This window comes from Paraburkholderia madseniana (assembly GCF_009690905.1).
GTDB classification, from domain to species: Bacteria; Pseudomonadota; Gammaproteobacteria; order Burkholderiales; family Burkholderiaceae; genus Paraburkholderia; species Paraburkholderia madseniana.
The window spans coordinates 1-26,108 of record NZ_VOSW01000117.1 but is presented as its reverse complement, the minus strand read 5'-3'; the positions used below and the strand labels follow the sequence as shown (position 1 = coordinate 26,108).

General features: G+C 57.6%; 21 protein-coding genes and 3 pseudogenes. 15 read left to right on the top strand and 9 right to left on the bottom strand.

What is annotated here, in order from left to right; translation table 11 throughout:
- The 3 genes from FSO04_RS38690 to proC all read left to right on the top strand — a co-directional run.
- A partial coding sequence (locus tag FSO04_RS38690) for an electron transfer flavoprotein subunit beta/FixA family protein (RefSeq protein WP_414693509.1) occupies window positions 1-261 on the top strand: 261 nt, incomplete at its 5' end.
- A gap of 13 nt (window positions 262-274) precedes the next feature.
- Window positions 275-1,210: an electron transfer flavoprotein subunit alpha/FixB family protein gene (locus FSO04_RS38685; protein ID WP_154566717.1), complete on the top strand. Its 936-nt coding sequence runs from the start codon at window positions 275-277 to the stop codon at window positions 1,208-1,210.
- Window positions 1,211-1,243: 33 nt separating this feature from the next.
- Window positions 1,244-2,062 carry a pyrroline-5-carboxylate reductase gene (gene proC / locus FSO04_RS38680; RefSeq protein ID WP_154566716.1) on the top strand — a complete coding sequence of 273 codons (819 nt, stop codon included), beginning with the start codon at window positions 1,244-1,246 and terminating at the stop codon, window positions 2,060-2,062.
- Between the two features lie 259 nt (window positions 2,063-2,321).
- Here proC and FSO04_RS38675 read toward each other — a convergent pair whose 3' ends face one another.
- The gene (locus FSO04_RS38675; RefSeq protein WP_154566715.1) at window positions 2,322-4,004 is read right to left on the bottom strand and encodes an electron transfer flavoprotein-ubiquinone oxidoreductase; all 1,683 of its coding nucleotides are present in this window, start codon (window positions 4,002-4,004) and stop codon (window positions 2,322-2,324) included.
- Between the two features lie 162 nt (window positions 4,005-4,166).
- Between FSO04_RS38675 and FSO04_RS38670 the strand changes: the two genes are divergently transcribed.
- Both FSO04_RS38670 and FSO04_RS38665 read left to right on the top strand, forming a co-directional pair.
- Entirely contained in the window at window positions 4,167-5,480 is a 1,314-nt protein-coding gene (locus tag FSO04_RS38670) for a DUF3422 family protein (protein WP_154566719.1), read from the top strand.
- Window positions 5,473-5,730 (top strand): hypothetical protein, encoded by a 258-nt coding sequence (locus FSO04_RS38665; protein WP_154566714.1) that lies wholly within the window; start codon window positions 5,473-5,475, stop codon window positions 5,728-5,730. The genes FSO04_RS38670 and FSO04_RS38665 overlap by 8 nt, the downstream gene beginning before the upstream one ends.
- Window positions 5,731-5,804: 74 nt before the next feature.
- Here the strand turns inward: FSO04_RS38665 and FSO04_RS38660 are convergent, their stop codons facing one another.
- From FSO04_RS38660 to FSO04_RS38650, 3 genes and pseudogenes are all read right to left on the bottom strand, one after another.
- Window positions 5,805-6,962: an NAD(P)/FAD-dependent oxidoreductase gene (locus FSO04_RS38660; RefSeq protein WP_154566713.1), complete on the bottom strand. Its 1,158-nt coding sequence runs from the start codon at window positions 6,960-6,962 to the stop codon at window positions 5,805-5,807.
- A gap of 315 nt (window positions 6,963-7,277) precedes the next feature.
- Window positions 7,278-8,459, bottom strand: coding sequence for an NAD(P)/FAD-dependent oxidoreductase (locus FSO04_RS38655; protein WP_154566712.1), 1,182 nt, complete (start codon window positions 8,457-8,459; stop codon window positions 7,278-7,280).
- 92 nt (window positions 8,460-8,551) lie between these two features.
- Window positions 8,552-10,174 (bottom strand): annotated as a pseudogene (locus tag FSO04_RS38650) (APC family permease).
- 358 nt (window positions 10,175-10,532) lie between these two features.
- Here FSO04_RS38650 and FSO04_RS38645 point away from each other — a divergent pair.
- The 3 genes from FSO04_RS38645 to FSO04_RS38635 all read left to right on the top strand — a co-directional run bounded on the left by FSO04_RS38645 (window position 10,533) and on the right by FSO04_RS38635 (window position 14,775).
- A complete protein-coding gene (locus FSO04_RS38645; protein ID WP_154566711.1) occupies window positions 10,533-12,176 on the top strand; it encodes a choline dehydrogenase in 1,644 nt (547 codons plus the stop codon).
- Between the two features lie 69 nt (window positions 12,177-12,245).
- Window positions 12,246-13,697, top strand: coding sequence for an NAD-dependent succinate-semialdehyde dehydrogenase (locus FSO04_RS38640; RefSeq protein WP_154566710.1), 1,452 nt, complete (start codon window positions 12,246-12,248; stop codon window positions 13,695-13,697).
- Window positions 13,698-14,097: 400 nt separating this feature from the next.
- A complete protein-coding gene (locus tag FSO04_RS38635) occupies window positions 14,098-14,775 on the top strand; it encodes a GntR family transcriptional regulator (RefSeq protein WP_154566709.1) in 678 nt (225 codons plus the stop codon).
- Window positions 14,776-14,850: 75 nt separating this feature from the next.
- Here FSO04_RS38635 and FSO04_RS38630 read toward each other — a convergent pair whose 3' ends face one another.
- Window positions 14,851-15,069: a 4-oxalocrotonate tautomerase gene (locus FSO04_RS38630; RefSeq protein ID WP_267905079.1), complete on the bottom strand. Its 219-nt coding sequence runs from the start codon at window positions 15,067-15,069 to the stop codon at window positions 14,851-14,853.
- Window positions 15,070-15,370: 301 nt separating this feature from the next.
- On the opposite strand from FSO04_RS38630, the gene FSO04_RS38625 reads away from it, so the two are divergent.
- The gene (locus FSO04_RS38625) at window positions 15,371-16,279 is read left to right on the top strand and encodes a LysR substrate-binding domain-containing protein (RefSeq protein ID WP_168435983.1); all 909 of its coding nucleotides are present in this window, start codon (window positions 15,371-15,373) and stop codon (window positions 16,277-16,279) included.
- A 62-nt stretch (window positions 16,280-16,341) separates the two neighbouring features.
- Here the strand turns inward: FSO04_RS38625 and FSO04_RS38620 are convergent, their stop codons facing one another.
- From FSO04_RS38620 to FSO04_RS38605, 4 genes are all read right to left on the bottom strand, one after another.
- Window positions 16,342-16,884 (bottom strand): GAF domain-containing protein, encoded by a 543-nt coding sequence (locus FSO04_RS38620; RefSeq protein ID WP_154566706.1) that lies wholly within the window; start codon window positions 16,882-16,884, stop codon window positions 16,342-16,344.
- 3 nt (window positions 16,885-16,887) lie between these two features.
- On the bottom strand, window positions 16,888-18,297 hold the full coding sequence (locus tag FSO04_RS38615; protein WP_154566705.1) for an MFS transporter: 1,410 nt from the start codon (window positions 18,295-18,297) through the stop codon (window positions 16,888-16,890).
- A gap of 38 nt (window positions 18,298-18,335) precedes the next feature.
- Entirely contained in the window at window positions 18,336-19,550 is a 1,215-nt protein-coding gene (locus FSO04_RS38610; RefSeq protein WP_233465164.1) for a porin, read from the bottom strand.
- A gap of 72 nt (window positions 19,551-19,622) precedes the next feature.
- The gene (locus FSO04_RS38605; RefSeq protein ID WP_414693508.1) at window positions 19,623-20,861 is read right to left on the bottom strand and encodes a metal-dependent hydrolase family protein; all 1,239 of its coding nucleotides are present in this window, start codon (window positions 20,859-20,861) and stop codon (window positions 19,623-19,625) included.
- A gap of 812 nt (window positions 20,862-21,673) precedes the next feature.
- Here FSO04_RS38605 and FSO04_RS38600 point away from each other — a divergent pair.
- The 6 genes and pseudogenes from FSO04_RS38600 to FSO04_RS38575 form a co-directional block, all read left to right on the top strand.
- Window positions 21,674-22,254, top strand: a pseudogene (locus FSO04_RS38600) (IS5 family transposase); the annotation flags it as partial.
- Window positions 22,255-22,343: 89 nt separating this feature from the next.
- Complete coding sequence (gene tnpA / locus FSO04_RS48415) at window positions 22,344-22,739, top strand: IS66-like element accessory protein TnpA (RefSeq protein ID WP_154566703.1); 396 nt, start codon at window positions 22,344-22,346, stop codon at window positions 22,737-22,739.
- Window positions 22,724-23,083, top strand: coding sequence for an IS66 family insertion sequence element accessory protein TnpB (tnpB, locus tag FSO04_RS38590; RefSeq protein ID WP_349768779.1), 360 nt, complete (start codon window positions 22,724-22,726; stop codon window positions 23,081-23,083). Before tnpA ends, tnpB begins: the two co-directional genes overlap by 16 nt.
- A 51-nt stretch (window positions 23,084-23,134) precedes the next feature.
- Window positions 23,135-24,130: pseudogene (gene tnpC, locus FSO04_RS38585) on the top strand (IS66 family transposase); the annotation flags it as partial.
- A 125-nt stretch (window positions 24,131-24,255) separates the two neighbouring features.
- Window positions 24,256-25,482, top strand: coding sequence for a tyrosine-type recombinase/integrase (locus FSO04_RS38580; RefSeq protein WP_154566702.1), 1,227 nt, complete (start codon window positions 24,256-24,258; stop codon window positions 25,480-25,482).
- Entirely contained in the window at window positions 25,473-26,057 is a 585-nt protein-coding gene (locus FSO04_RS38575; RefSeq protein WP_174825337.1) for a tyrosine-type recombinase/integrase, read from the top strand. The genes FSO04_RS38580 and FSO04_RS38575 overlap by 10 nt, the downstream gene beginning before the upstream one ends.
- Window positions 26,058-26,108 lie beyond the last annotated feature (51 nt).

The following is a 26,108-nucleotide window of genomic DNA, read 5'->3' as shown; positions in this document are numbered from 1 at the left end:
GAAACGCTGTCGCTGAGCCTGCCGGCCGTGATCACCACCGACCTGCGCCTGAACGAGCCGCGCTACGTCACATTGCCGAACATCATGAAGGCGAAGAAGAAGCCGCTGGAAGTCATCAAGCCGGAAGACCTCGGTGTTGATGTGACGCCGCGCCTGAAGACGCTGAAAGTCGTTGAGCCGCCGAAGCGCTCCGCCGGTGTGAAGGTGCCGGATGTGAAGACGCTGGTCGAGAAGCTGAAGACCGAAGCCAAGGTGCTGTGAGGAGACGGACGAAATGACGAATCTGGTAATTGCTGAACACGATAATGCGTCGATCAAGGCCGCGACGCTGAACACGATTGCAGCCGCGCAGAAGATTGGTGGCGATATTCACGTGCTGGTGGCAGGTCACAACGCACAGGCTGCGGCAGATGCTGCAGCGAAGATTGCAGGTGTTTCGAAGGTGCTGCTGGCTGACGCCGCGCAACTCGAAGCGGGTCTGGCGGAAAACGTTGAAGCCACGGTGCTGAACATTGCGAAGGACTATTCGCACATCCTCACGCCGGCCACCGCTTACGGTAAAAACATCGCGCCGCGTATCGCCGCGAAGCTGGACGTCGCGCAGATCAGCGACATCACCGCAGTGGACAGCGCCGACACGTTCGAGCGCCCGATCTATGCAGGCAACGCGATCGCTACCGTTCAATCGGCTGACCCGATCAAGGTCATCACGGTCCGCACGACCGGTTTCGACCCCGTCGCGGCCGAAGGCGGCAGCGCAACGGTCGAGAAGATCGAAGCAGCCGCCGATAGCGGCCTGTCGCAATTCGTGAGCCGTGAAGTGACGAAGCTGGACCGTCCGGAACTGACCTCGGCGAAGATCATCGTCTCGGGTGGCCGCGGTCTGGGCAACGGCGAGAACTACACCAAGGTTCTGGAACCGCTGGCCGACAAGCTGAACGCAGCGCTGGGCGCCTCGCGTGCCGCAGTGGACGCGGGCTTCGTGCCGAACGACTATCAGGTCGGTCAGACCGGCAAGATCGTCGCGCCGCAACTGTACGTGGCGGTCGGCATCTCGGGTGCGATCCAGCATCTGGCCGGCATGAAGGACTCGAAGGTGATCGTGGCGATCAACAAGGATCCGGAAGCGCCTATTTTCAGCGTCGCGGACTACGGTCTCGTCGACGATCTGTTCGCCTGCGTGCCCGAGCTGATTGCAGCATTAGGCTGACGAAGAACTTTTAATCTGGATCTTGCGCAACTTATGAAAATCGCTTTCATCGGTGGTGGCAATATGGCGTCAGCCCTCATTGCCGGACTCATCAACCGGGGCGTATCAAGTGCAGACTTGTGCGCGTTTGACCCCAACGACGACGTGCGTGAACGCAACGCCCAGCTTTTGGGTATTGCGACCGCAGCTGCCCCGGACGCGGGGATTGCCGATTTCGATGCAATCGTGCTCGCAGTAAAGCCCCAGATCGTGCGCGATGTCGCAACATCGCTCGCGCCTTTGATCTCTGCCAATCAGCTGGTCATCAGTGTGGTCGCCGGCATCCGGTCGGTTGATTTATCTCGCTGGCTTCAGGGACACACCCGTATCGTTCGTACCATGCCCAATACACCGGCGCTAATCGGAAAAGGCGTAACCGGCCTGGCTGCAACCGCGGGCGTGGATGAATGCAGTCGGACACTCGCGACACAGGTCCTCGACAGTGCCGGAAGGACGGTATGGGTCGATGATGAAAGCAAAATTGACGCAGTGACCGCTATCTCAGGAAGCGGACCCGCATACGTGTTTTATTTCATTGAGGCGTTGCAGGACGCTGCCCTTCAGTTGGGGCTGGACGAAACCCAAGCACGAGAGCTGGCTCTAGCAACCTTCGCTGGCGCTGCAGAGCTGGCGACACAATCGAGGGAACCGGCAAGCGTGCTGCGTGAACGGGTAACGTCGAAAGGCGGGACAACGGCAGCGGCTCTGGATTCCTTCAATTCTTCCGGCATCAAGGCGGCAATCGTGAAGGGCGCCCTCGCAGCGCATTCGCGAGCAATCGAAATGGGCGAAGAGTTCGGCAAATCTGCATAGGTCACGCTGACATGAGGACTACGCGCGGAAGGAATCCAATTCCTATAAATTGATCCCCTCCGCGCTGGTCACCGCGTCGTGAGCCATCCGCCTATGGTTACAGTTCCATTCACGCGACAAGCCGGGTATGTGACAGGCCTGATGCAAGGCTGCCAGCAAGTCGGTGACAACGAGCCACGCTTGTGCCTCGGCGCGCAGACGCCCGGTGTAGAACCTCAGTTGCAGTCAGATATGTCCTGTAAGTGCCGGTGGGCGGTCACTACATGTTCGGATAGTTCGGACCGCCACCGCCCTCAGGCGTGACCCACACGATGTTCTGCGTCGGGTCCTTGATGTCGCAGGTCTTGCAATGCACGCAGTTCTGAGCGTTGATCAACAGCCGCTCGCTGCCGTCGTCGTTCTTCACGAACTCGTACACCGCGGCCGGGCAATAACGCGCTTCCGGGCCGGCATAGGTCTGCCAGTTCACGTTCACCGGCACCGACGGATCTTTCAGCGTCAGGTGAGCCGGCTGGTTCTCTTCATGGTTCGTGTTCGAAATGAACACCGAAGAGAGCCGGTCGAACGTCAGCTTGCCGTCCGGCTTCGGATACGCGATCTGCTTGCATTGCGAAGCGGGTTTGAGCATTTCGTGGTCCGAGTGCTGGTGGTGCAGCGTCCACGGTACATTGCCGCCCAGCAGCTTCTGCTCGATGCCGACCATCAAGGTACCGAGGTACAGGCCCTTGCTCATCCACTGCTTGAAGTTGCGCGCACGATGCAGTTCCGTGTGCAGCCACGAGGTCTTGAACGACTTCGGATAGGCCGTCAGCTCGTCGCTGGTGCGGCCTGCCTGCACGGCATCGAACGCCGCCTCAGCCGCCAGCATGCCGGTCTTGATCGCCGCGTGCGAACCCTTGATCCGCGATGCGTTCAGGAAGCCGGCATCGTCACCCACCAGCGCGCCGCCCGGGAACACCAGCTTCGGCAGCGACAGCAGACCGCCCGCGGTGATCGCCCGCGCGCCGTACGATACCCGCTTGCCGCCTTCCAGAATCGCGCGGATCGCCGGATGCGTCTTGTAGCGCTGGAATTCCTCGAACGGTGACAGATACGGATTTGTGTAGCCGAGGCCGACGACAAAGCCCACCACCACCTGGTTGTTGTCCATGTGATACAGGAACGAACCACCGTACGTGTCGTTTTCGAGCGGCCAGCCGGCGGTATGCATCACCAGACCCGGCTTGTGCTTCGACGGATCGATTTCCCACAGTTCCTTGATGCCGATCCCGTAGACCTGCGGATCGACGCCTTCGCGCAGCTTGAATTTGTCGTTCAACTGGCGGCCCAGATGCCCGCGCGCGCCTTCGCAGAACAGCGTGTACTTCGCGTGCAATTCCATGCCGAGCTGGAAGTTTTCGGTCGGCTGACCATCTTTGCCAATGCCCAGATTGCCGGTGGCGACGCCTTTGACCGACCCATCGTCGTTATAGAGGATTTCCGCGGCCGGAAAGCCCGGGAAGATCTCGACGCCCAGCGCCTCGGCCTGCTGACCCAGCCAGCGCGTGACGTTCGCGAGGCTGATCACGTAATTGCCGTGGTTCTTGAAGTTATCCGGCAGCGCCCAGACTGGCACGCTCTTCGAACCGGTTTCGGTCAGGAACAGGAATTTGTCTTCCGTCACCTCCACCGTCAGTGGCCCGCCTTTTTCCTTCCAGTCGGGGATCAGTTCGGTGATGGCGCGCGGATCCATCACCGCGCCCGACAGGATATGCGCCCCGATCTCCGAGCCTTTTTCCAGTACGTACACACCAAGCTCGACGCCTTTCTCCGCCGCCAGCTGCTTCAGGCGGATCGCTGCGGACAGGCCAGCCGGGCCGCCGCCGACGATCACAACGTCGTATTCCATCGACTCTCGGGGACCAACCTGCTCCAGCAGGACGGCTTGATGCTTCAAGGACATGACTTATACCAATTCAAACTTGAGCGCTCTGGTGTCTCAAAAAAACATCAGACAGGATTCATCTATTAGACTACTATTTATATCAATCGTATACTTTAAAGTACGCCAATGCAATTGCTGACGCAACAGCGACCTGGCCTGCACACCCGTGAGGGTTCCGAGATGGATCATCCACTTCGGAGCACGCTCTCCGGAGAATTGCACGCCCGGCCCTTTCTCAAAATATCAACCGCGGTTTCGCTTGAGCACTTTGCGGTGCTCGTTGAACACGACTCGCATACCCAATTTCACGAAGCGTTGCTCCAAACCTTGTGCCACGACGCAGGCATACCGAGCCCCGCTGACGGCGTCACGCACTACGCGGCACAGCTAAGGTGTGGCCGTCAGCTTAAGTGGGAGCGCCATACGGAGTTCTCAACCTTCACATTCGTCGCTCCACGACATCACAACCGTTATTTCGTTGGGGAAACTTCGTCGACCCTACCGAGCGCGTGGCTAGAGAGGATGGCTGGAACCCGCATCGTCGCTGTGCGAATGGAACTGCTCACCTCTGGCGAGGCTGGTGTCGGACGCGATGATTTGTCTCGCTGGTTCGACGGTCCGATCGTCGTCGGAAGCAGAGTAATGGGCGGCGGCAAGGTATTTTGTGACTGGACTGTTCGCTCAGACGGATTCATGCGTTTTCTTGTTGTCGACGACGATTTTCGTGAAGCGCAGAGTGGTCGACTGCTGCAGCGGATCCACGAGATCGAAACCTATCGGATGATGGCACTGCTCGCGTTACCGGTTGCGCGAAAGATGGCTCGCGATCTGGACGACATAAACTCGTTGCTACAAGCGCTCATGCGGCGCATGGAGGAGACCGGCGCACTCACCGACGATGCCGGACTGCTCGTGGAACTCACACATCTGGCCGTTCGCATTGAATCGCTGGCAGGTCATGGCAGCCGCTTCAGCGCCTCCCGCGCGTACGAGATGCTCGTTCACACTCGGATTCAGGAGTTGCGTGAAGAACGTATTGAAGGCATGCCAACGATTGCAGAGTTCATGGAGCGTCGGTTCGCGCCGGCGATGCAGACGTGCCGCAGCGTTTGGAACAGGCACGAACAAACTGCGCAACGCGTCGCGCGGGCCGTGGACCTATTGCGCACACGCGTGAACCTCAGTCAGGAAAAGGACGTTACGACCATGCTTGCTGGGATGGAGCGAACCGCACGCCATCAGCTACATTTACAGCACGCGGTCGAAGGACTTTCGGTCGCGGCTATTTCCTACTACGTCCTGTCGCTCGCCGGTGCAGCGTTTCGCGCCATGCATGAACTGCATTTACCGGTGGCTCCGGAGCTCGCTGAGGGCCTTTTGATAGCGCCGGTCGTTCTGATGGTCATCGGCATTACAAAACGCGCCCGTCGCCGCGTGCTAAACGGGAACGTGTCACGCAGCGACGGGATACACAGCATGAACCTCAATGATTGAGCTCGAAAATTCAGCCCTCGACCTACCAAAAGGAATCCAGGTGAAGCAAACTGATATTGCATTTAAAGCCGCCCAGCGCACCAACGGCATCGAAGGCACCTCCTCCGCATCAACGGCTCTGGTCGGAAGTAATGCTAGAGGGTCGAGGTCACGCTATGCAGATGCGTTGAAGGAACCAACGGCGTCGCTGATGGACAGTCGGGAAACGCGACCTGATGTTTCTCATCTCGCGATCCTTGGATATGACTGATGCTCCAAGAATCCACTGAAGCATTTTAATCGCGCCTCACCCTGCTTCATTTGCAGGGCGGGCGCATATTCCCGTCAAATGATGCCACGCTCCCGGTACGGCTCGTTGCGCTGTACGCGTTCGTAACCGAAGCGCTCGAGGTCAAGAGTCTCGAAGCGCCCCTTTACGATGAGCTCCGCGACAGCAAGTCCAGCTGCCGGCGCATGCATGAGGCCATGCCCAGAGAAGCCCGCGGCTACAATGAAATTCTCACGACGGTCGGTCCACCTGCCGATAATCGCATTACCGTCGAAGTCGCATTGCTCGTAGAGACCTGACCAGGATTTCGCAAGTTCGAGTCGCCCTATCCCAGGGAATCGCCACGCTACGGCCGGCCGCACCACGCGATCGAACCACTCGACATCCATTGCCAACGAGAAGCCGCGCTCCACCTTGGTACTGACCAGGCCCCCCGAAAATCCGTCACCGGCGGAACGTATCGCGAGCCCCTTCAAATCCTTCACATACGGCATGTCCGGCTGCGCTACGTCAGCAGTGAATACGTGCTCGAAGCGCCGCATCGGGTTGACAGGCAATGCCATGCCGACCATGCGGCTGACTTCCTGCGCCCAAGGTCCTGCGGCGTTCACAAAATGATCGCTGTACATCACGTTGCCCGATGCCAGACGCACTGCCGTTACGCTCAGCCCGTTTTCTTCGAATCCAGTCACTTCATCTTTGACAAACCTGACACCCGCCTCGCGGGCTCGCTGCACGATAACCGAATGATATTTTTGAGCGTCAAACCAACCGTCTTCAGGTGAATGCACGCCGGCACCGAGATCATCGACGCGTAACAACGGGAATCGCGTAGCAATCTGTTCTGGGGTCAGTAACTCCGCATTTACGCCCATTCGATGCTGCACTTCGAGATTCGATTCGAGGAGATTCAAACCTTCCGGCGGAACGATAAACAGATACCCTTGGGCACGCCAGTCTACTTTCGCCAGATCATCGGCCGCCTGCGAATCGAGTTGCTTCACAAACTCGATGCTATAGCTGGACATCGCGATGTTTTCCGGGCAGCGAAATAGGCGTCGCGCGCCGCCTGACCCGGAAGTCGCTGTTGATGAGAAGGCGCCCAACGGCGCACGATCAATCACTGTGACATCCAATGCCGGGTCCAGCCGCTTACAAAACAAGGCGATGCTGGAGCCCACTGCTCCGGCACCGACAATCACCACATCATTCATTGCATTCTTCCTAAATCAAGTACGTTTTGGTCGACCATCATTCAACGATGAGGTCATCTCGTTCAAGGCTTACCTACCGGTAAGCCATAGCCATCCTTTCAGGCCCCTGGGGTTGCGCCAGCGATGGCCGCCAGATTTGCGGCGCATCAAGGACGACGCTCACCCAGGTTCGCGTTTGCGAAATATCATCGACACGGCGTAGACCATTTCGCGGACAGGGCTGTGTGCGCAAGGTAGGCCGGGCTACGCTATCGATTCGACAAGGGAGGGCGAGCCAGCCATCAGCGCTGACGGTGACTCGCTGAGACAGTCGAATCAAAGGATGCCGACCTCGCGATAAGGTGTGTTCGTTTCGACGCGTTCATAGCCAAGCCGCGTGAGATCTATGGTTTGATATGCTCCGTGCACAATCAATTCTGCAATGCCTCGACCGGCCGCAGGCGAGTGCATCATTCCGTGACCCGAGAAGCCCGCTACTGTGTAAAGATTTTCCAGCCGGGAATTCCATGCACCAATAACCGGGTTGCCATCAAGGTCGTTCTGCTCATACAAGCCTGACCACGTCCGATGGCACTTTGCAGCTTCGAGCGGCGGGAAGCGATGGGCGACGGCCGGCCAAACGACGTTCTCAAAGTAGTCGTGGTCCACCTCAAAGTTGAAGCCGCGCTTTTCGTTACTGTCGACGAGACCGCCGGAAAATCCATTACCCTCCGAGCGGAACGCCAGACGGCTAAGGTCTTTAACGTAGGGCAGATGTTCAATCGGGTTACCACAGGTAAAGTAGTGTTCGAACCGGCGCATCGGGACAATGGGAAGCACCATGCCGAACATTTCTGCAATCGCGCCCGACCACGCTCCACCGCAGTTGACAAAAGCGTCGGCCGCGAGCGTCGCACCGCTCTCCAGCATGACGCTCTTTGCGCTGCTCCCGGCGACTTCGGCGGCCACCACTTTATCTTTGATGTAGACGGCGCCCAACTCCACCGCTTTACGTCGGAAACCCCACAACAATCCGTTGGGATCGCACCACCCATCGTCCGGCGTGTGTGCACCGGCGCCGAGGTCTTCAATGTTGATCGACGGGAAACGGTTCTTGAGCTCGCTAGGCGACAGCAGATCGACTTTCGCTCCATTCTTGCGCTGGATTTCGACATTTCCCTCAAGCAGCGAGACCCGTTCCGGGGGCACCAGGAACAGGTACCCGCCTTGCACCCAGTCCACCGGCGCAGGACGGCCGCCAGCCGTCATCGTTTTCTCGAAATTCTTGATGAAATCAATGCTGTAGAGCGACATGGCGATGTTCTCTGGCGAGGAGAACTGCACCCGGCAGCCACCGGAAGAGCGCAGCGCAGACGCGAACTCGTATGTCGGGTCCGGTTCGACTACCGCGACGCGCATCGCTGGCGCCTGCACGAGAAGGTTATAGGCGACGCTGGATCCGAGAATGCCGCCGCCTATGACGACAACGTCGAATTTCTGCGCTTGTAAATCTGGCATGGTTATTTACCTCGAATAGATCCAAAAAAAATCAGAAAATCAGGCACGGGAAAGGGTGCCTAAAATTACGGCGTCCGCACGGGCGGCTCCGCTTATGACGACCAGTTGTGGGCGAACCCACGGGATGCGCGCTTGCCAATCTCTTGGTCATCGGGGGTTTCCTCGAGACGAACAAGTTGACGTGGAACGCCCGTATTGGCGCCCCAGTAATAGGCTGTGAGAGCAACCGCGCATACCATGAGGAAATCGTACGGATGCGGTACGACGCCGATTCCACCGAACGGTCCCAGATACGAGGCCAATAACGTGAGAGCCTAATAACCGACAAGCCACAGTGAGCACCGTACTTGCTGCAACATGCTGAGATTGCCGACGGGCATACGACGCATCACGAACAGATAGCCCACGTACAGCACGATCTGGACACCCAAAAGCCAGTAGAGATTGCTCCATCCAGACCAATAGACAATCAACGTCGCCACGACGAAGGAAAGGGGGCCGAATACAGCCAGCCCCTTTACCTTGAACGGCCTGTTCAGTTCCGGGCAGCTCTTCCGCAGCGCCGCTACACACACGGGTGCAACGGCGTAACTCACAACAAGCGCTGCGGACACGACCGAGATCATTGCCTCCCACGAGGGAAACGGCAGGGTCCAGAAGATCGAGAGGGCGAAAGCGAGCCACATAGCTGGACGCGGAATTCCAGACTCCGCATCGACCCGGGTGAATAGCCGGAAGAACGTTCCAGACTTTGCCCATGCATAGATTGCTCGGGGCGTAGCATTGAAGAAGATATTCCCGCAACCTGCCGGCGATATGATGGCATCAAAAACCACCACAAAACTCAGCCATGTCAGTCCCAATTGCAGCGCGATGTCGTGGAACGGCAGGGTGAACGTTTTACCAAGAGCTGCCCAGCCGTTGCCGAGGAGATTGGTCGGTATCGCGCCAAGAAACGCAACCTGAAGCAGGACATAGATGACCCCCGAACATATGATCGAAAAGACGAGCGCGAATGGAATCGTGCGTTGAGGGTTGCGTACTTCGCTCGCCACCGAGACGATTGGCGTGAGCCCAAGGAAGGCAAAAATGACGCCACCTGACGAAACGGCAGTTTCAACGCCCGACATTCCGGAGGGTGCAAATCCCGCAGCGTGGAAGTTAGCGGCCTTGAAATGAAAGAGCAGCATCACGACGATGAGCGCAGGTACTGCGAACTTAAAAACGCTGATGATGTTGTTGGCCCTCGCGAACGTTTTCACGCTCGAGAAGTTCAGCCAGAAGAACAGCGAGACAAAGGCAAACTGCACGAGCCACCCGAGCGCCGTTGCATTGCCGGTTCCCGGTACGCTAAGCGCCGGTATCCAGGCAGCAGCATACTGACGGGCAGCCACGACCTCGATCGCGACCATGCTGGACAGATAAATCACCGTAATCATGCCAATGAGGTAGCTCATCAGCGGTCCGTGCGAAATGTGCAAATAGCTGATGGCGCCGCCGGTACGGGGCAACGCCGCTCCAAGTTCGCAATAGACGACCCCTAACGTGAGCACGGCTATTGCCGCGATGACCCACGAAAAAATCCCCGCTGGTCCAGCTAGCGACGCCACGTGGCTAGCGGCGAATAGCCAGCCGGAGCCAAATACCGTACCCATACCGATCATTGTGAGATCGACGAGCGACAGGGTCTTCTTGAAATGTCCAAAATCCGACATTGGTGCAGTTCCTCCTTGATATGTCTCCGCTGCCTCGGCAAAGCGGGTCAAAAGTACAAGCGCACGCAACCCTCGGCCGACTGCATCGTTAGCAGTGACGCTCCGCTGCCAACGGCGATCGAAGCTAATCGGTTGCCGGACCAGCGATGGGAGCGATGCGTGACACTGAGTCCTTGGATTACCCTTGCCATTTTTAGCTCTCCGGTGTAGCCCCGAAGATTTGTTTGGTATACGATTCTGGATATAAGAATACTATAACTTCACTTAAGAAGCACAGCCCGACAAAATTGGAAGGCTGCTGAGCAGAGCTCCGCGCAGGTGTCCGGCGGAGGCGGCAATGCCATTGAAAGGTTAGAGAATGGAATACGACTACATCGTTGTCGGAGCAGGTGCGGCGGGTTGTGTGATGGCTTCAAGGCTGTCGGAAGACGCTTCAGTGCAGGTGCTGCTAATCGAAGCCGGCGGCTCTGACCGCTCCCTGATCGTGGACATGCCTGCTGCGCTCCCTTTCGCGTATGCCAGCAAGCGTCTGAACTGGCACTACCAAGCCGGGCCGGAGCCCTATCTGGATGGGCGCTCGATTGACGAAAAGCGGGGTCGCGGTATTGGCGGCAGCACGACCATCAACGCGATGATTTATAACCGTGGCAATCCGCTCGACTACGAAGGCTGGGCGGCAGATGGACTCGGCGACTGGTCGTATTCACATTGCCTTCCCTATTTTCGGCGCCTTGAGAGTTTCAGCGGTGGCGCAGACGATTGGCGAGGCGGCGATGGTCCGATGCGGATCTCCCGCTGCAAGGCCGACCACAAGCTCCACGAGTGCTTCATGCGCTCAGGTGAGCAGCTTGGCTTCGCAATCACGCCCGATCACAATGGTTTTCGGCAGGAAGGACTGCATGTCGCGCAGGCCTATATTCACGAGGGTCGTCGCTGGTCAGCAGCGCGGGGCTACCTCGATGCAGCGAGCCAGCGTAGCAATCTGCACATAGCGACCGACGCATTGGTTGAGCGCGTCCTGCTCGAAGGCAATCGCGCCACCGGGGTGCAATATCAGCGCAGAGATGAGCGTACGGTTGCGCGCGCTAGCCGCGAGGTAATTCTTTGTGCGGGGGCATTTAATTCGCCAAAAATTCTGATGCTGTCCGGCATCGGCGACGGCAACGAGCTTCGCACCCACAGTGTCGATGTGAAGATCCATCTGCCTCAGATCGGCAAAAATCTCGAAAATCACCCTGGCGTCAATCTTCAGTACGCGACAACGCGTGAAAATTCACTCGTTTCTCAACTTGGCCCACTAGGCCAGGTCAAGCTTGGTCTGGATTGGATTCTGTTCAAGCGCGGTCTTGGCACTACAAACTTCTTCGAAAGCGGGGCTTTCCTGCGCAGCAGCGAGCATTTCGACTATCCGAACGTCCAGTTCGAATTCCTGCCGCTCACGCGCCTCTTGAAGAATGGCCGGCTGGTGGCAATTCCAGGCTTTCAGTTCTGGTTGGATCTGTCGCGACCTAAGAGTCGCGGGCATGTACGTCTCCGCTCAGGTGATCCTGGCGCGGCCCCTGACATTGTCTTCAATCATCTGGCCGAAGCCGACGACATGAGAGACATGATTGATGCCATCCGCCTGGCGCGCAGGATTATCAAGCAGAGCGCATGGGACGCTGTCCGCGGCGAAGAGCTCGCACCGGGCGCACACGCGCAGACGGATGGCGAGTTGAGAGCATTTGTGCGGTCCAGCACCGGAACGTCCTATCACCCGTCTGGTACATGCAGAATGGGTGTGGACGACAACGCAGTCGTAGACCCGCGAGGGCTCGTGCGGGGCGTCGACGCGCTTCGCGTCGCTGATGCATCGATCATGCCCCGTATTGTCACGGGCAATCTGAGTGCCTGTGTTTTGATGATGGCAGAGAAGATTGCGGATGACGTGCGTGGCCGAACACCGCTCGCCCCCTCCGCCGCCCCTTGGTATAACTCCGCGACTGAGCGGGCCGCCCCATAACCACTTCAACCTATCGACCCATTGCACGGCGGGTGAATGTTCGCCGCGCGCCATTCAGCGAGATTGCCCATGTATTCCGAAAAACTTCAGCTCCTCATCGACGGCGAATGGACTGCCGGTAGCGATGGCCAAACGTCTCCGCTTTACAACCCTGCGACAGGCGAAATCATCGCGTCCGTCCCCAATGCAAGCCCAGCAGATCTCGATCGCGCGCTTGCCAGTTCCCAGCGCGCGTTCCTACAGTGGAAGCTGCTGACTGCCGTTGAGCGCTATGAAGTGCTTAACCGTGCGGCAGACTTCATGGAGGCACGGAAATCTGAGATCGCGCGCACGCTGACCCAGGAAAACGGCAAGCCCCTGAATGAGGCGGCCGGTGAAGTGCAATTTTCCGCCGATGCAGTGCGCTGGTATGCCGAAGAAGCTCGCCGTGCCTATGGACGCGTCATTCCAGCTCGCACACCTGGAGTTCGCCAGCTGACGCTCAAAGAACCCGTCGGCCCTGCGCTCGGGTTCGCGGCCTGGAACTTTCCTGCCGGCAACGTCGCCCTGAAGGTTAGTGCTGCCTTGGCCGCCGGCTGTACCGTCATTATCAAGCCGAGCGATGAAACACCCGGTACGGCCGTTGCAATCGGACGCTGTTTCCAAGATGCAGGCGTGCCGGCCGGCGCACTTAATATCGTTTTTGGATCACCCGCTCCCATCTCGGAACATCTGATCAGGTCGCCGATTCCGAAGAAAGTCTCCCTGACCGGCTCGACTCCCGTCGGCAAGCTCTTGCAGCGTCTCGCGTCGGAGACCTTGAAGCGTTGCACAATGGAACTGGGAGGCCATGCTCCGGTGTTGGTGTTTCAGGATGCCGACATCGACTACACGGTCAGCGCGCTGGTCGCATCAAAGTTCCGCAACGCCGGACAGGTCTGCACGTCGCCAACGCGCTTCTACGTTCATCGCAATATATACGAGCAGTTCATCACCAAGTTTGCCGAGCGAACGAAACAACTGGTGATTGGCAATGGACTCGAAGACGGCGTGCAGGTAGGTCCGATGATTACCGAACGCCGCCTCGATACGATAGATGCGCTGGTCCGTGACGCCGTCTCGAATGGCGCAGGCGTGGTGACTGGCGGGCAGCGGGTTGAGCGCCCGGGCTACTTCTATGCGCCGACAGTGCTGCGCGACGTCCCGGATCACGCACGGGTTATGCAAGAGGAACCGTTTGGTCCAATCGCCCCCATTTCCCCTTTCGATACGTTTGACGAAGTTGTTGCGCGAGCAAACTCCCTGACGCTTGGACTCGCAGCTTACGTGTTTAGCCGGGATGGTTCGACGACCGCGCGAGCAACCGAGGCTCTGAATGCCGGGCAAATCGGCGTCAATAGCACTTCAGTGCATGAAGTTGAAACGCCATTCGGCGGTGTCAACGAATCTGGCTACGGTCATGAGAGCGGCGTAGAGGGGCTGGAGGCTTATCTCCGTACGAAGATGATTTCCGAACGCCAACTGCCGCCTGTGAACGGCTGAACGCACGCTTGACGGCGCGCCTCGGAGCCCGGCGCGCCGCATTTTCCTTCTTTGCGAAGTTAAATGCATGCTCCCACGCCGACTGGTCCGCTGATGCGGACGCATGTCTGACAAAAGCGCCCACCTATCGCTCCGCGGCGGATGTCTCGTCCATTTGCGCCTCGCGCGGCGCTCCCAGAGCACTCGCCACATCACCGCACTCATTTGTTAGCGGCCGTCGGCCGGCTGCCAGGCAAATTCAGAGACCGCACGCTAGCATACGCCAACGGGTATCCGATAGTATAATTATCGTATATGAAATCCCCCCCACAGCGCTGTATCCAGGTGAGAAGTCGCATCCGCCCAGCGGCGTGAAACGCGCGATCCGAAGCAAGGCGGAAAAAGATAGGACTAGCTGAACATGGCCCAGACAAAAGTACTCAAAAAAACTATGAGCGCTACTCAAGGCGCCTACGTTGAACTGAAGCGCCGAATCCTTGACGGCGAGCTTGCCGAGGGCTCGCCGATTCGTCAGGACGAGGTTGCAGCTCAACTCGGAGTGAGCAAGATCCCGGTGCGGGAGGCGCTTATGCGGCTTCAGTCGGAGGGGCTCGTAAAGTTCACGCCGAATGTCGGCGCGGTCGTTGCGACTCTCACGGTGATGGACTACATCGAAATGCTCGACATGCGACTTGCACTTGAATGTCGAGCGCTCGAACTCGCAGTGCCCAATATGGCATCGTCGGACTTTGCCCGCGCGCGTGAACTGCTGTCAGCGTACCACTCGGCCATGAACAACGAAGAGTGGAGCGATTTGAACGTGCAGTTCCATGAAACACTCTACGCGCCGTCAGATCGTCCGCGCCTGCTAGCAACCATTCGCTCCGTTCAGGAGCACATGGGCCGTCTATTGCGACTCCGCGTGACTATGGCCGCGCAGCACGATCGCTCGCACGACGAACACCTGAACATCCTTGAAGCGTGCGAGGGTGGTGATGTGAAAAATGCCGTGCGATTGCTGCGTAAACATATTGAGCAGACGCAACGCGAAGTGCAAGGCTATTTCCGCAACAATCAACGCGGTATCAAGGCGTCCTGAGCCCGCATGTAGCGCCCGGATCGGGGCGCGAAGACGGGCTCCCCCACAAGTCAATCTCGGATCGAGACAACTATCTCATTTTGGCTGCGCGTAGAACTTGCCTGCGTGGGCCCAGTCGGCCGGAGGAATTTCGATGAACATCACATCGACGGATTCGACCGGACATTTCAATACTTCAGACGTCAGCCGCGTCACTTCTTCGACGTACTTCGCCTTTTGCTCGTGGGTGCGGCCCGGTGACAGTTCAATGCGTACGATAGGCATAGGTTCACTCCTTCTAGTCGATAAGACGATTCAGATGCGCTAACGCATACGATACCATATTTGCGTTTCGTATACTATTTTGTGCGATGTCGTAGACGTAGAATGGCGCTGAAGGTACTGATGCGAGGACGCTAAGATGAGACGGAGCACCGCGACGTTCGCTATAGCGAAGCAGCTCACCGCGTGGAACAAGACTATGATCAGAGTACGGGCCATGTTTTTCGTATACTAAATGTATTGAATATTATCTGATACGCTGATCCTTTGGCGTTGCCATGAGAGGCTGCGGACGCGCATGGCAGCCAGCACCTGTAAGCAAAAGGTTGGCATAGTGAAAATCTCTCCACTTCCCCCGCTTCACAGCCTTGTCGCATTTGAGTCCGCCATGCGGTTGGGAAGCTTCACAAAGGCTGCCGCTGAGCTCAACATCACCCAAAGCGCAGTGAGTCGTCAGATTTCGCAACTCGAGGCATTTCTCGGGCGAAGTCTGTTTACACGCGAAAAGGGAACCGTCAAGGCGACCATGGCCGGCGAGCAGTACGCACGCCAAGTCACCGGGCTGCTCAATGGCGTTTCAGACGCAACGTCAGACGTGATGAAATACTCGGGCGAGAGCGAAATCACTATCGCATGCTCCTCGGGAGTTGCTTTGCTATGGTTGACGCCTCGCCTTAACAGCTTCAAACAAGCTCATCCTGATATTCGAATACGGATGATTGTGAAGGACGGGCTCAACACGCTAACCGCCGCCGAGTTCGATGTCGGTATTTATTATGCGCGACGGGACACACCCCTCGCGTTCAACGCTCGCCCACTATTCGAAGAAGAAGTATTTCCTATCTGCTCGCCGGCCTATCTTGGCGGAAGAATCGTCGCACCAAGCGAACTGACGAACTGCTGCCTTCTGATTCACGAAGATATTCAGCGGCAATGGATGTCCTGGTCGGACTGGCTGAGTGCATTCAATGTGAAGCTCGACCACACCTCGGACTCGGTGACCAGCAACCAGTACACACACCTGGTGCAGATGGCAATTTATGGAGCTGGCGTGCTTCTGGCGTGGCGTCACATAAGCGACGGGCTCATCAGCCAAGGATTATTGGTGCGGGCGACACATGAGTCGTATTCATTCGGCGGGGCCTATCATTTGGTCTCACCGAAAGAAAGACGACAGAATCGAGCGACCCGCATGTTCACGGACTGGGTTCTCGATGCTGCGGGACAAACACAAGAACGTTGAGCCTGAGACGGTCACCGAACGAGAGGGCTCACCGCCGCGGCTCTCTCGCGCTTCAACGCTCTTTAAACGCGCTCGACACTTCCCGCTTCGGCCGTGCCCGGTGGAAGGCTCCGCACCGCCTCGGCCAACACCGGCGCTATCAACTGAGCGAAGGTCCATGCAACGTCAGGATCTATATAGTCATAGAATTCCTGCCGGTCGAGGAGGTTGATCGAACCCACAACGACGCCCCTCAGCTTGACTGGTATGTTCAAGGCACTCGCGCATCTGAATGACAGGATACGTTCGTGATCCGGGAATACGCGTCTTATATCGCCTTCGTTAGAGTTCACGAACAGCGTACCTTCCATCAGAACTCGCCGAGTCCATTCGCTGTCGGTCACGCTTTTTATGCCGCCCACAGGAATCCGATCTGGATGATTGCTATAAAGGCGCACCATGCGTTGCCCATCCTGGTCATAAGCGAGCACGCTGAAAATGATATGCCCGAGAGCCTGTTTCATCGCCTCATCCAACGCTGGCCAGATAAGACCGGGCTCGAACAATTCATTTTGAAGCTGCTGCGAGAACGCACCAATCACGCGATGTTGAATAGCGGTATGCATAACTCAATCGACCTTTCGTAGTGCCTCGTTGCCCGGAACGCCACTGTTAACTGACAACTCCTCAACCGCAATTGTCTCAAGGCTCAATCCCTTCGTTTCCTTTCCAAAGATGAGGACGACCAGCCCTCCGATTGCTAACACGGCGGTCGTCATCCCGAACACACCTGCAAAGCCCAAAATCGGGAAAATATAGCCCACCAGCATTGGGGAGGCGATGGCACCTATCCGGCCAAATGACGAGGCAGCGCCCATCCCGGTAGCGCGGACTTCGGTGGGGAAAACCTCCGGAGTGTAAGCATACTGACCGGCTACCACACCGTTCATTGCAAACGACAACGCCATGGACGCAAAGAGCATAGTGTGAGCGTCCTTCGCTGTCGACAGCCATATTGCCGAGAGACACGCCAACACCATGAACGTCACAATGGAGCGTTTCCGTCCCAGCTTCTCATTCGTAAAGGCGCCGCAATAGTAGCCCGGGATTTGGGCCAGGTAGATCGCTATGGTGTAGGAAAAGCTCTTGGACATTGTCAAGCCGCTCTGCACCAGCAAACCCGGTATCCAGGTGAGAAAAGCGTAGGCGCAAAAGGTGATTGCCAGCCAAAAGATCCAGATCATTGCTGTCGTGTACGCCAATGGCCTAGTCCAAAGAGCCTTCAGCACGGCGACGAATCCGAGCGGCGCAGCGGGTCGTTGCATGGCGACCGCTGAGTAGTCGATCGGCGGCAACGTACGCCCGGAGCGTTCGATCTCGATCTCAATTTTCTCCACAATGCTGTTGGCTTCGCTCTCGCGACCGCGGCACTCCAACCAGCGTGGGGACTCGAGTAAAGACTTTCTCCACCACAGAAGCATCAAAACAGGTGAGGCCGCGAGAATCAATGCGTAGCGCCATCCGTCCGGAGAGCTCGGAATCAAGAAGTACCCGACTACTGCCGACAAAACAAAACCAAACGAGAAGAAGCCGGCCAGTGCGCCGGTAAACGTTCCGCGGTAACGGCGACTTACAAACTCCGACAAAAAGGGCGCGATGATGGCACCTTCCGCCCCCATCCCGACGCCTGCCAGCATACGGAACACGAAGAACGTGTGCCAATCGTTGACGAACGCATTGCAGAGTGTCATCGCGCAAAAGATCAAGAGGGCCCACGACATGACAACTCGACGTCCGAATCTGTCGCCCAACATGCCCGCAAAGAGCGCACCAAAAAGGAATCCAATGTAGGTGCTGCTGCCGATCATGCCCGTTTCGAAGCTTGTTAAATGCCACTTCGCGCGGATGACCGGTAAAACAAATGCGATAAGACCGGCATCGGCGGCCTCAAACGTAAATCCAAGGCCACCCATGACCAGTAACTTCAGGTGGAATCTGCTGAACGGTAGGCGTTCCAAACGCGCGGCAACGGTAGACATGATGTCCTCAATGAATAGCCAATCAGATTGCGTAGTTTTTAGAAGGTCTGTCGAATACCCAGCCTCACCGCAACCTGATTCTGGTTGCTCGATGGTGAAACAAAAGTCAACGCCGCGACGGCCCGCTTGCCTAACGAGTTGATGCCGATCGCGTGTTGCCATGCAGACACCAGATAAAGGCTCGTCCGTTTGGAGAGGGAATATTGCGCGCCTGCGTTCAATTGACCGTAATCCGCGTCGCCCGCAAACGTAAAGCTGTATGAGCTTCCGACAAGTAGCGCCGGTGTTATCCGGTACGTCGCATTTACTTCGGTCGTGTTGAAATGAGCGGTCCCGGAAAACGGCGTACTGCTGGTCCGTACCACGTCAATGAACTGAACGTTGGTATAGACAACGCCCAAGGTGGCGTCGCCTAGCGCCAGGTTCCCGCCGGCGCCTATCGTCTGATAACGCCTAGCCGACACGTAGCCGCTGTAGATTGGATTCGTTATAGGATTAGCAAACGTGCCGTTCTCTGTTGGGCCGGCTGTCGCGTCGTAAATTGAGGTGGCCGGGTTATTTACGCGGGAAAAGACAGCATTGATAGTTACGGGCCCTCCGGTATATCCGGCGTTGAATGAATACTTCAGTCCATTTCCGAAGTCACCCGATACACCCCCCAAGCTTACGAGCGCCCCTAGCCGAACGCCGCCAAGCGAGGGCGACAGATACTTGATTGAGTTGCTGAACGAATAGTCACCCCAGGCGTTGTCGACATCGCCTGCCCTGGTGGCAAGAATGCCACCGAATTTCGCGCCACTCGCGAGCGGGATCAGAGAGTCGAGCACAAGGTCGTACTGTCGTCCCAGCCTCACCTGACCGTAGGGTCCGTCTACGCCCACATACGCCTGGCGCCCGAACAGTCGGCCGCCGTTGTTAAGCTTCCCACTGTTGATGTCGAATCCGTTCTCGAGGACAGAGATCACCTTGTAGCCATTACCAATGTCCTCCTTGACGAGAAATCCGAACTTGCTGCTACCAAGAGCGCCGTTCACCATCTGGTAGGCGTGTCCGCCAGCCTGATTGTTGGTAAACGAGAATCCGTCATCAGCGACACCGTACAACGTAACCTGCGATTGAGCAAACGCCGGATGTGCAATCATCCCCGCAACCGCAACACCTATTCCAATACGATTTTTCATTATGGATTCCGAATTGGTTAAAGCAAAGAAACGCAGTCGTTTTTTCTCAGCATCCACGATCGTTACTTCCATCAAGTCTTGGACACCCCATTGCACCCGCGGCCTTCCCCTGGTTTGCAGAGCTAAGGCCCCCGCCGAATCCGACTAGTGAAGGCCTTCCACCTGCCGGCCCTGCTGAATCACGTGCTTAATGTTTCTCTCGCCGTCTGAAAGTACACGAATGTTATCGAGCGGATTACCCTCCACTACGATGAGATCAGCGACGCCGCCCACATCGACCACGCCGAGATTCTCGTTTTGGGCTACGATGCGTGCCGCAACATTCGTGGCGGATCGCAATGCCTCCAGATTGCCAAGCAGGGACGCCCTGATCTCCAGTTCTCGCAGTTGCATGTGATGCATCTCTCCAAGAAGGTCCGATCCGAATCCCATCTTGACCCCCGCTGCAGCATAAAGCTCCAGTGAACGACGCCCCGCTTCACGGACGACACCGACCTTCAGCAGCGACTCAGGATCCATTCCGTAACGTGCCCCCATTTCGGCGGTCGCTTCGTAGGTAATTAGCGTCGGCACAACGAACGCGCCGTGCTCCGCCATCAACTCTGCGGTGTCTTTGTCAACCAGGTTCCCGTGCTCAATCGTCCTTACTCCACACCGCACTGCTCGGCTGATTGCGCGAGGTGTGTAGGCGTGCGCCATGACGTATGTCTGCGCCGCTTCGGCCTCGCGCACGATCGCTGTTATTTCTTCTTCCGAATACTGGGTATTGCCGATAGGGTCTGTGGGTGACGCAACTCCGCCGGACGCCATGATCTTGATCTGCGTCGCACCATTCTGAATTTCCTCGCGAACGGCAAGTCTGACTGCGTCGACGCCGTCAACAATTCGTGCAATCGCACCTCCGTGATACGAGCAGGAGCAGGCTTCGAATGTCTCTCCGCGTTTGCGGAAGTCACCATGGCCGCCCGTTTGCGAAAGTGCGCGGCCAGACGGGTAAATTTTCGGTCCCCGGATCAGTCCACTGTCGATTGCCTGCATCAAACTCCAGTCGGCTCCCCCAGCATCGCGAACACTCGTGAAGCCGCGTCTAAGCATTCCTTCAAGAATCGGCAGCGCCCGGATTGTTGCGAGCACATTTGGCTGGCGGGCGTTTATTCCAAGATTCATGTGCGAAGCCACAACGTGCACGTGGCAGTCGATCAGGCCCGGCATGACCGTCATCCCGCTCGCCTCTATGACCTTGGATACCTTTTCGTCCACTGGTCGATTCGAAATCTCGGTAATCCGGTGCCCTTCGACGCGGATGTTGAGCGGCTCTGATAACTTTCCTTTGACGAGGTCAAGAACGCGGCCATTTCTTACTATCAACTGTTCCAAATTCATCCTCCGATAGATACGTAGTGCTCGCATCGGCGCCGTCACCAGAAGTGCACGGACCGATGGCTTAGATTGAGTCCATGGTAAAAATTAAAAAATTCCATGCGAAGTGATTCTTTCTCATGACCCCATTCCCCAAAAGCATTGGGTAGTGACCTCGACCGATCTGCACCTGCGGCGCGTCAATCACAATTCATGTCTTAATTATTGATAGGATTCCATATCGCCTTGCATTGCACGTCGACCAGGCGTCTCGATGAAGGTCCAGTCGAGTGCTGGTTACGCTCGATAAGGCTGACGTGGAAAGAAGATGACGAAGAAGCGAAGGGGGCGCCATTGACGGACCTAGCTACCCAAATGGACATTTTTGGCGAAGCCGTGCGCTCCATCGCATTTCGTCGTCCCGGCGGGTCCCAAGATGCTGACCTGGCTTGTAGCCACGTCCCGGTCCCTGAATTTTCAACTTGGATAGTTTTCCACCGCGCTAGCGCGTCCACGAGGACATGTACGGATGCAATGTACAGGCAACCTGCAGCGTGCACCTACATCCCTTGCTCATCGCTTCCCCACAAGGCATCCACTGCCGAATTGCCTGATGCGAATGAATCGGTCATCGCGTATGGTGTTGGTACAGGCCGGTCCATTTCTTCGCAAGGTGTTCTTGACCGCGCCGGGCAATCAACCTTCGCACTTGACTCGATGGTCAAATGAAAATATCCAGAATCGGATTTTTAGGCACAACTAGGAGTGTAGCGTCATCGACGGTCGCTCGCCCCCCGGCGAGCGACCGCACGAAGCAGCCTAGAGCAGATGGTGCAATAACTTCTTTTTGTTCATCCGCACGCAAGCGGGAAGTTCTCGAAGAGATAAGGCGCGTGGTGCCGTGGTCGCAGCTGATTGCCCTGATTGAGCCGCACTATCCGAAGGGTAAAACGGGACGGCCGCCCTTTCCGATTGCCACGATGCTGCAGATTCACTTCATGCAGCAGTGGTTTGGTCTGTCGGACCCTGCGATCGAAGAAGCGCTCTATGACGTACAGCTGTATCGCGACTTTGCGGGGCTTGACGACGGCACGACGCGATTGCCGACGAGAACACGATCCTGCGGTTTCGTCACCTGCTCGAAGCTCACGGCCTGGCTGTACAGATGCTTGCGCTGGTCAATGAGATCCTGAGCGGTAAAGGTCTGATGCTCAAGGCCGGGTCGGTAGTCGACGCCACGTTGATTTCTGCACCCAACTCGACGAAGAACGCCACAGGTACGCGGGACCCGGAAATGCACCAGACGAAGAAGGGAAATCAGTGGTACTTCGGGATGAAAGCGCATATTGGCGTGGACGCGGAATCTGGACTGGTTCACACGGTCGTCGGTACAGCTGCCAACGCTCAGGACATCAGTAACCGTCCGACCCTGACCGTATAGACGCCTGATGAAGGCGACGCCATGCTTTCCCGGGGCACAAATGTGACTGTGTCCACAAAGGAATCATGGACACAGTGACTGAATTCACCGAAGTCAAAGCCGCCCGCAAGTATCGCCGGCGTACGCCGGATGAGAAGCGCCAGATCGTCGAGGAGACGTTATCCGGTGGACGTTCGGTGGCGGAGATTGCACGCAGTCACGAAGTGAACGCGAATCAGCTGTTCGACTGGCGCAAGCAGTATCTGGAAGGACGCCTTGGCGTGAACGGTCGCGAATGCGCCTTGCTGCCGGTCACCGTGAATGAGGCCAGCGACAGCGGCGCGGCCGAGCCGGCGGCATCTACGCCTTCGGCACCGGGGCCCGGCACGATCCGAATCCAGTTGCCACGAGGCGAGGTACACGTTGAAGGGAGTGTCGATCCCGACACGCTGCGCGTGGTGATCCAGTGCCTGATCCGATGATTGGTCCGCTGGCAAACACGCGCATCTGGGTTGCCGCCGGATTTACGGATATGCGCTGCGGCTTCGACGGCCTGGCCGCGAAGGTGCAGACCGTGCTGGCGAAGGATCCATTCTCTGGCCACATCTTCGTGTTCAGGGGCAAACGTGGCGACCTCATCAAGTGCCTGTACTGGCGCGACGGCGGCCTATGCCTGTTCGCCAAACGCCTGGAGCGTGGGCGCTTTGCGTGGCCTCGTGCTGACGGCGGTGTTGTTTCGCTGACCAGCGCTCAACTCGGCCTTCTGCTCGAAGGATTCGACTGGCGACAGCCTGTCGATGCAGCGCGCCCCTGCAGCGCTTTGTAAACGTATGTGACAACGGGGGCGTAACGCAATGCACGCGCGTAAACTGCCTGCATGGCATCCAGCGACGCTACGCTTCCGGACAATATCGAGGCCTTGAAGGCTCTCGTGCTCGCGCGTGAGGCGGCGTTACGTGAGCGCGAAGGCGACCTCGCGAATCTGCGCGACACTGTAACGACGCTCCAGAAGACACTCTCCGACCGGGCGCTCGAGATCGAGCACCTGAAGCTGTGGATCGCGAAGCTCCAGCGCATGCAGTTCGGGCGCAAGTCGGAGAAGATTGATCGCCAGATCGAGCAACTGGAATTGCGTCTCGAAGATCTGCAGGCCGACGATGGCGCGGCGACGGTCGACGCACCGACAAGGCCCCGCTCAGAAGCTGGCAAACCGACGGGACGCAAGCCACTTCCGGAACATCTGCCCCGCGAAGACGTTGTTCATCAGCCCGACGACGCCTGCTGTCCGCAATGCGGCGGCGCGCTTGGCGACCTCGGCGAGGACATTTCCGAGCAACTCGACTATGTACCGGGGCATTGGCGAGTGATTCGTCACCGGCGACTCAAGAAAGCCTGTGCCTCTTGCGACTGCATTGTGCAGGCGGCTGCGCCCAGCCGGCCAATCGATCGCGGCATGCCCGGTCCCGGGTTGCTCGCGCATGTTCTGGTCGCCAAATTCTGTGACCACCTTCCCCTGTATCGACAGTCAGTGATTTACGCGCGCGACGGCGTGGAGCTCAGCCGCTCAACACTCGCGGACTGGGTCGGCCAGTGCAGTGCGTTGCTCCGGCCACTCGTAGAGGTCGTTCGCCGGTACGTGATGGCCGCCTCGAAGATCCACGCGGATGACACGCCGGTACCTGTGCTCGAACCCGGGAACGGCAAGACTCGTACCGCCCGGCTCTGGACGTACGTTCGGGATGACCGGCCGGCTGGCTCGAAGGACGCGCCGGCGGTCTGGTTCGCATACAGTCCCACAAGGGCTGGTGAATATCCACAGGCCCATCTGAAGGACTTCAGGGGAACATTGCAGGCCGATGCGTTCGCGGGCTATGTTGCGGCCAAATTTATGTGGCGGCAGCCGATAGGCGCCGAGGAAACATGGGGCATGCCCTGGCTATTGACGTGACATAAATTTCGGCGCTTTGTGACCTTCCAACCGTCGTTCGGAGGTCTGTCATGTCCAAGAAGCCAGCCCTTGCAAAGGTCGAAGGGAGTCGCCATCGCGAAGCGCCGTTTTTGCAGGAACGGGAGCGATATTTACGCCACTGCGCCGAGTTCGGTGCAGCGCCTGGATCGCTGTGTATAAAAAGAAATGAGCTCATTTGGGTCGCTCGCCTGCTGCCTGCGACTGCATCGCAAGGCGTCGATGTCAGTTTGCTGCATGAGATCGCGCGCGAGCGCGCATCGATGCATACGGGCGTCACGATGGAATACCGGATGATCGCAGCCGCCCGACCGTGGTTACGGTTCCTCGGGTGGTGGCGTGAGCCAACCATCGTTCTCCCGTTTCAGGGCCATCTCGACAGATACGTCAAATGGATGCGCGATGAGCGAGGGTTCACTCCTTCCACGGTCGCTCAGTGGCAAAGCAGGACCACACAGTTTCTTCAGTGGTGCGTAGACACCGATCGCCGCCTGGAGGATCTGCAGCCTGATGATATTGACGCCTACTTCATTCAGAATGCGTCGCGGTGGGGGCGGATATCGATGAAGGGTGTAACGGGTGCCATCCGGATATATTTGCGTTACGCGGCAACGCAAGGTTTATGCGACTCACGACTTGCCGCGGCACTACGCACGCCGCGAGTCTACACGCAGGAATCCCTACCATATGCGCCACGATGGACCGACGTGCAACGGATCCTGGCAACCACCGCGACCGACAAGCCCGCTGACATCAGAAACCGCGCGATTCTGATGCTCCTATCGATCTATGGCATGCGCCGCGGGGAGGTAGTGGCTTTGCGCCTTGATCAGGTGAACTGGGCTGGACGCACACTGCATGTGTTTCGCCTGAAACGCCGGCAGCCGCAGGTCTATCCGTTGTTGCCAACGGTCGCCGAAGCATTGGCTAGCTATATCGACACCGTGCGTCCGCCGGCTTCTGCACCGCAGATATTTCTTGGACTGCACGCGCCACATCGTCCACTGACCCCGCAGGCGGTATTCGATCTGGTCAATGACAGGTTCAAAGCGCTGGGAATTGAGGCGAAGCATCGGGGCCCGCACGCATTGCGCCATGCCTGTGCTGCACGCCTGGTCGATCAGGGTTTAAGTTTCAAGGAGATTGGTGACCACCTCGGCCACCATAGTGCATCTGCCACGATGACTTATGCCAAGGTCGATTTGCGCGCGCTACGCGAAGTCGGCGACTTCGATCTGGGAGATCTGTCATGGAACTGATCGACGTGGTGACAGCATACGTCGCAATGCAACGGTCGTTGGGCCTGCGATTTGAAGCTGCCGACCGACTCTTGCGGCAGTTTGCCCATCAGATGGGGAATGTCGGCATTGCCGACGTCCGGCCGGATGCCGTCGTGGAATTTCTACAAGGAACGGGGCCGCTCACAGCTACATGGCGGCTCAAATACAACGTGCTTGCAGGCCTGTACCGGTTTGCCATCAGCAGGGGATGCAGCGAGACATGTCCGCTTCCCGCAAACGTGCCGAAGCTGCCGCCGCCCCAAACCCCCTATGTGTACTCGACCGGAGAGCTCCACCGCTTGATCGACGCGACACCACTGCTGTACAACTACCGTAGTCCACAGCAGGCATCCATGTACAGGACATTGATTCTCCTGCTGTATGGCAGCGGTTTGCGCATCGGCGAAGCGCTGCGGTTGACCATTCTGGATGCGGACCTGATCGACCGTGTCATCACGGTACGCGACACGAAGTTCTTCAACTATGCCGCATCGTTAACTATGTTCGATTTGGACGTGACGAATGCAAATTCAAGGGCGATGAACGAAACCTGATCGGCATAGTCTGATTGATATTGGACCCGCTTTTACAAGAGGCGCAGGTCA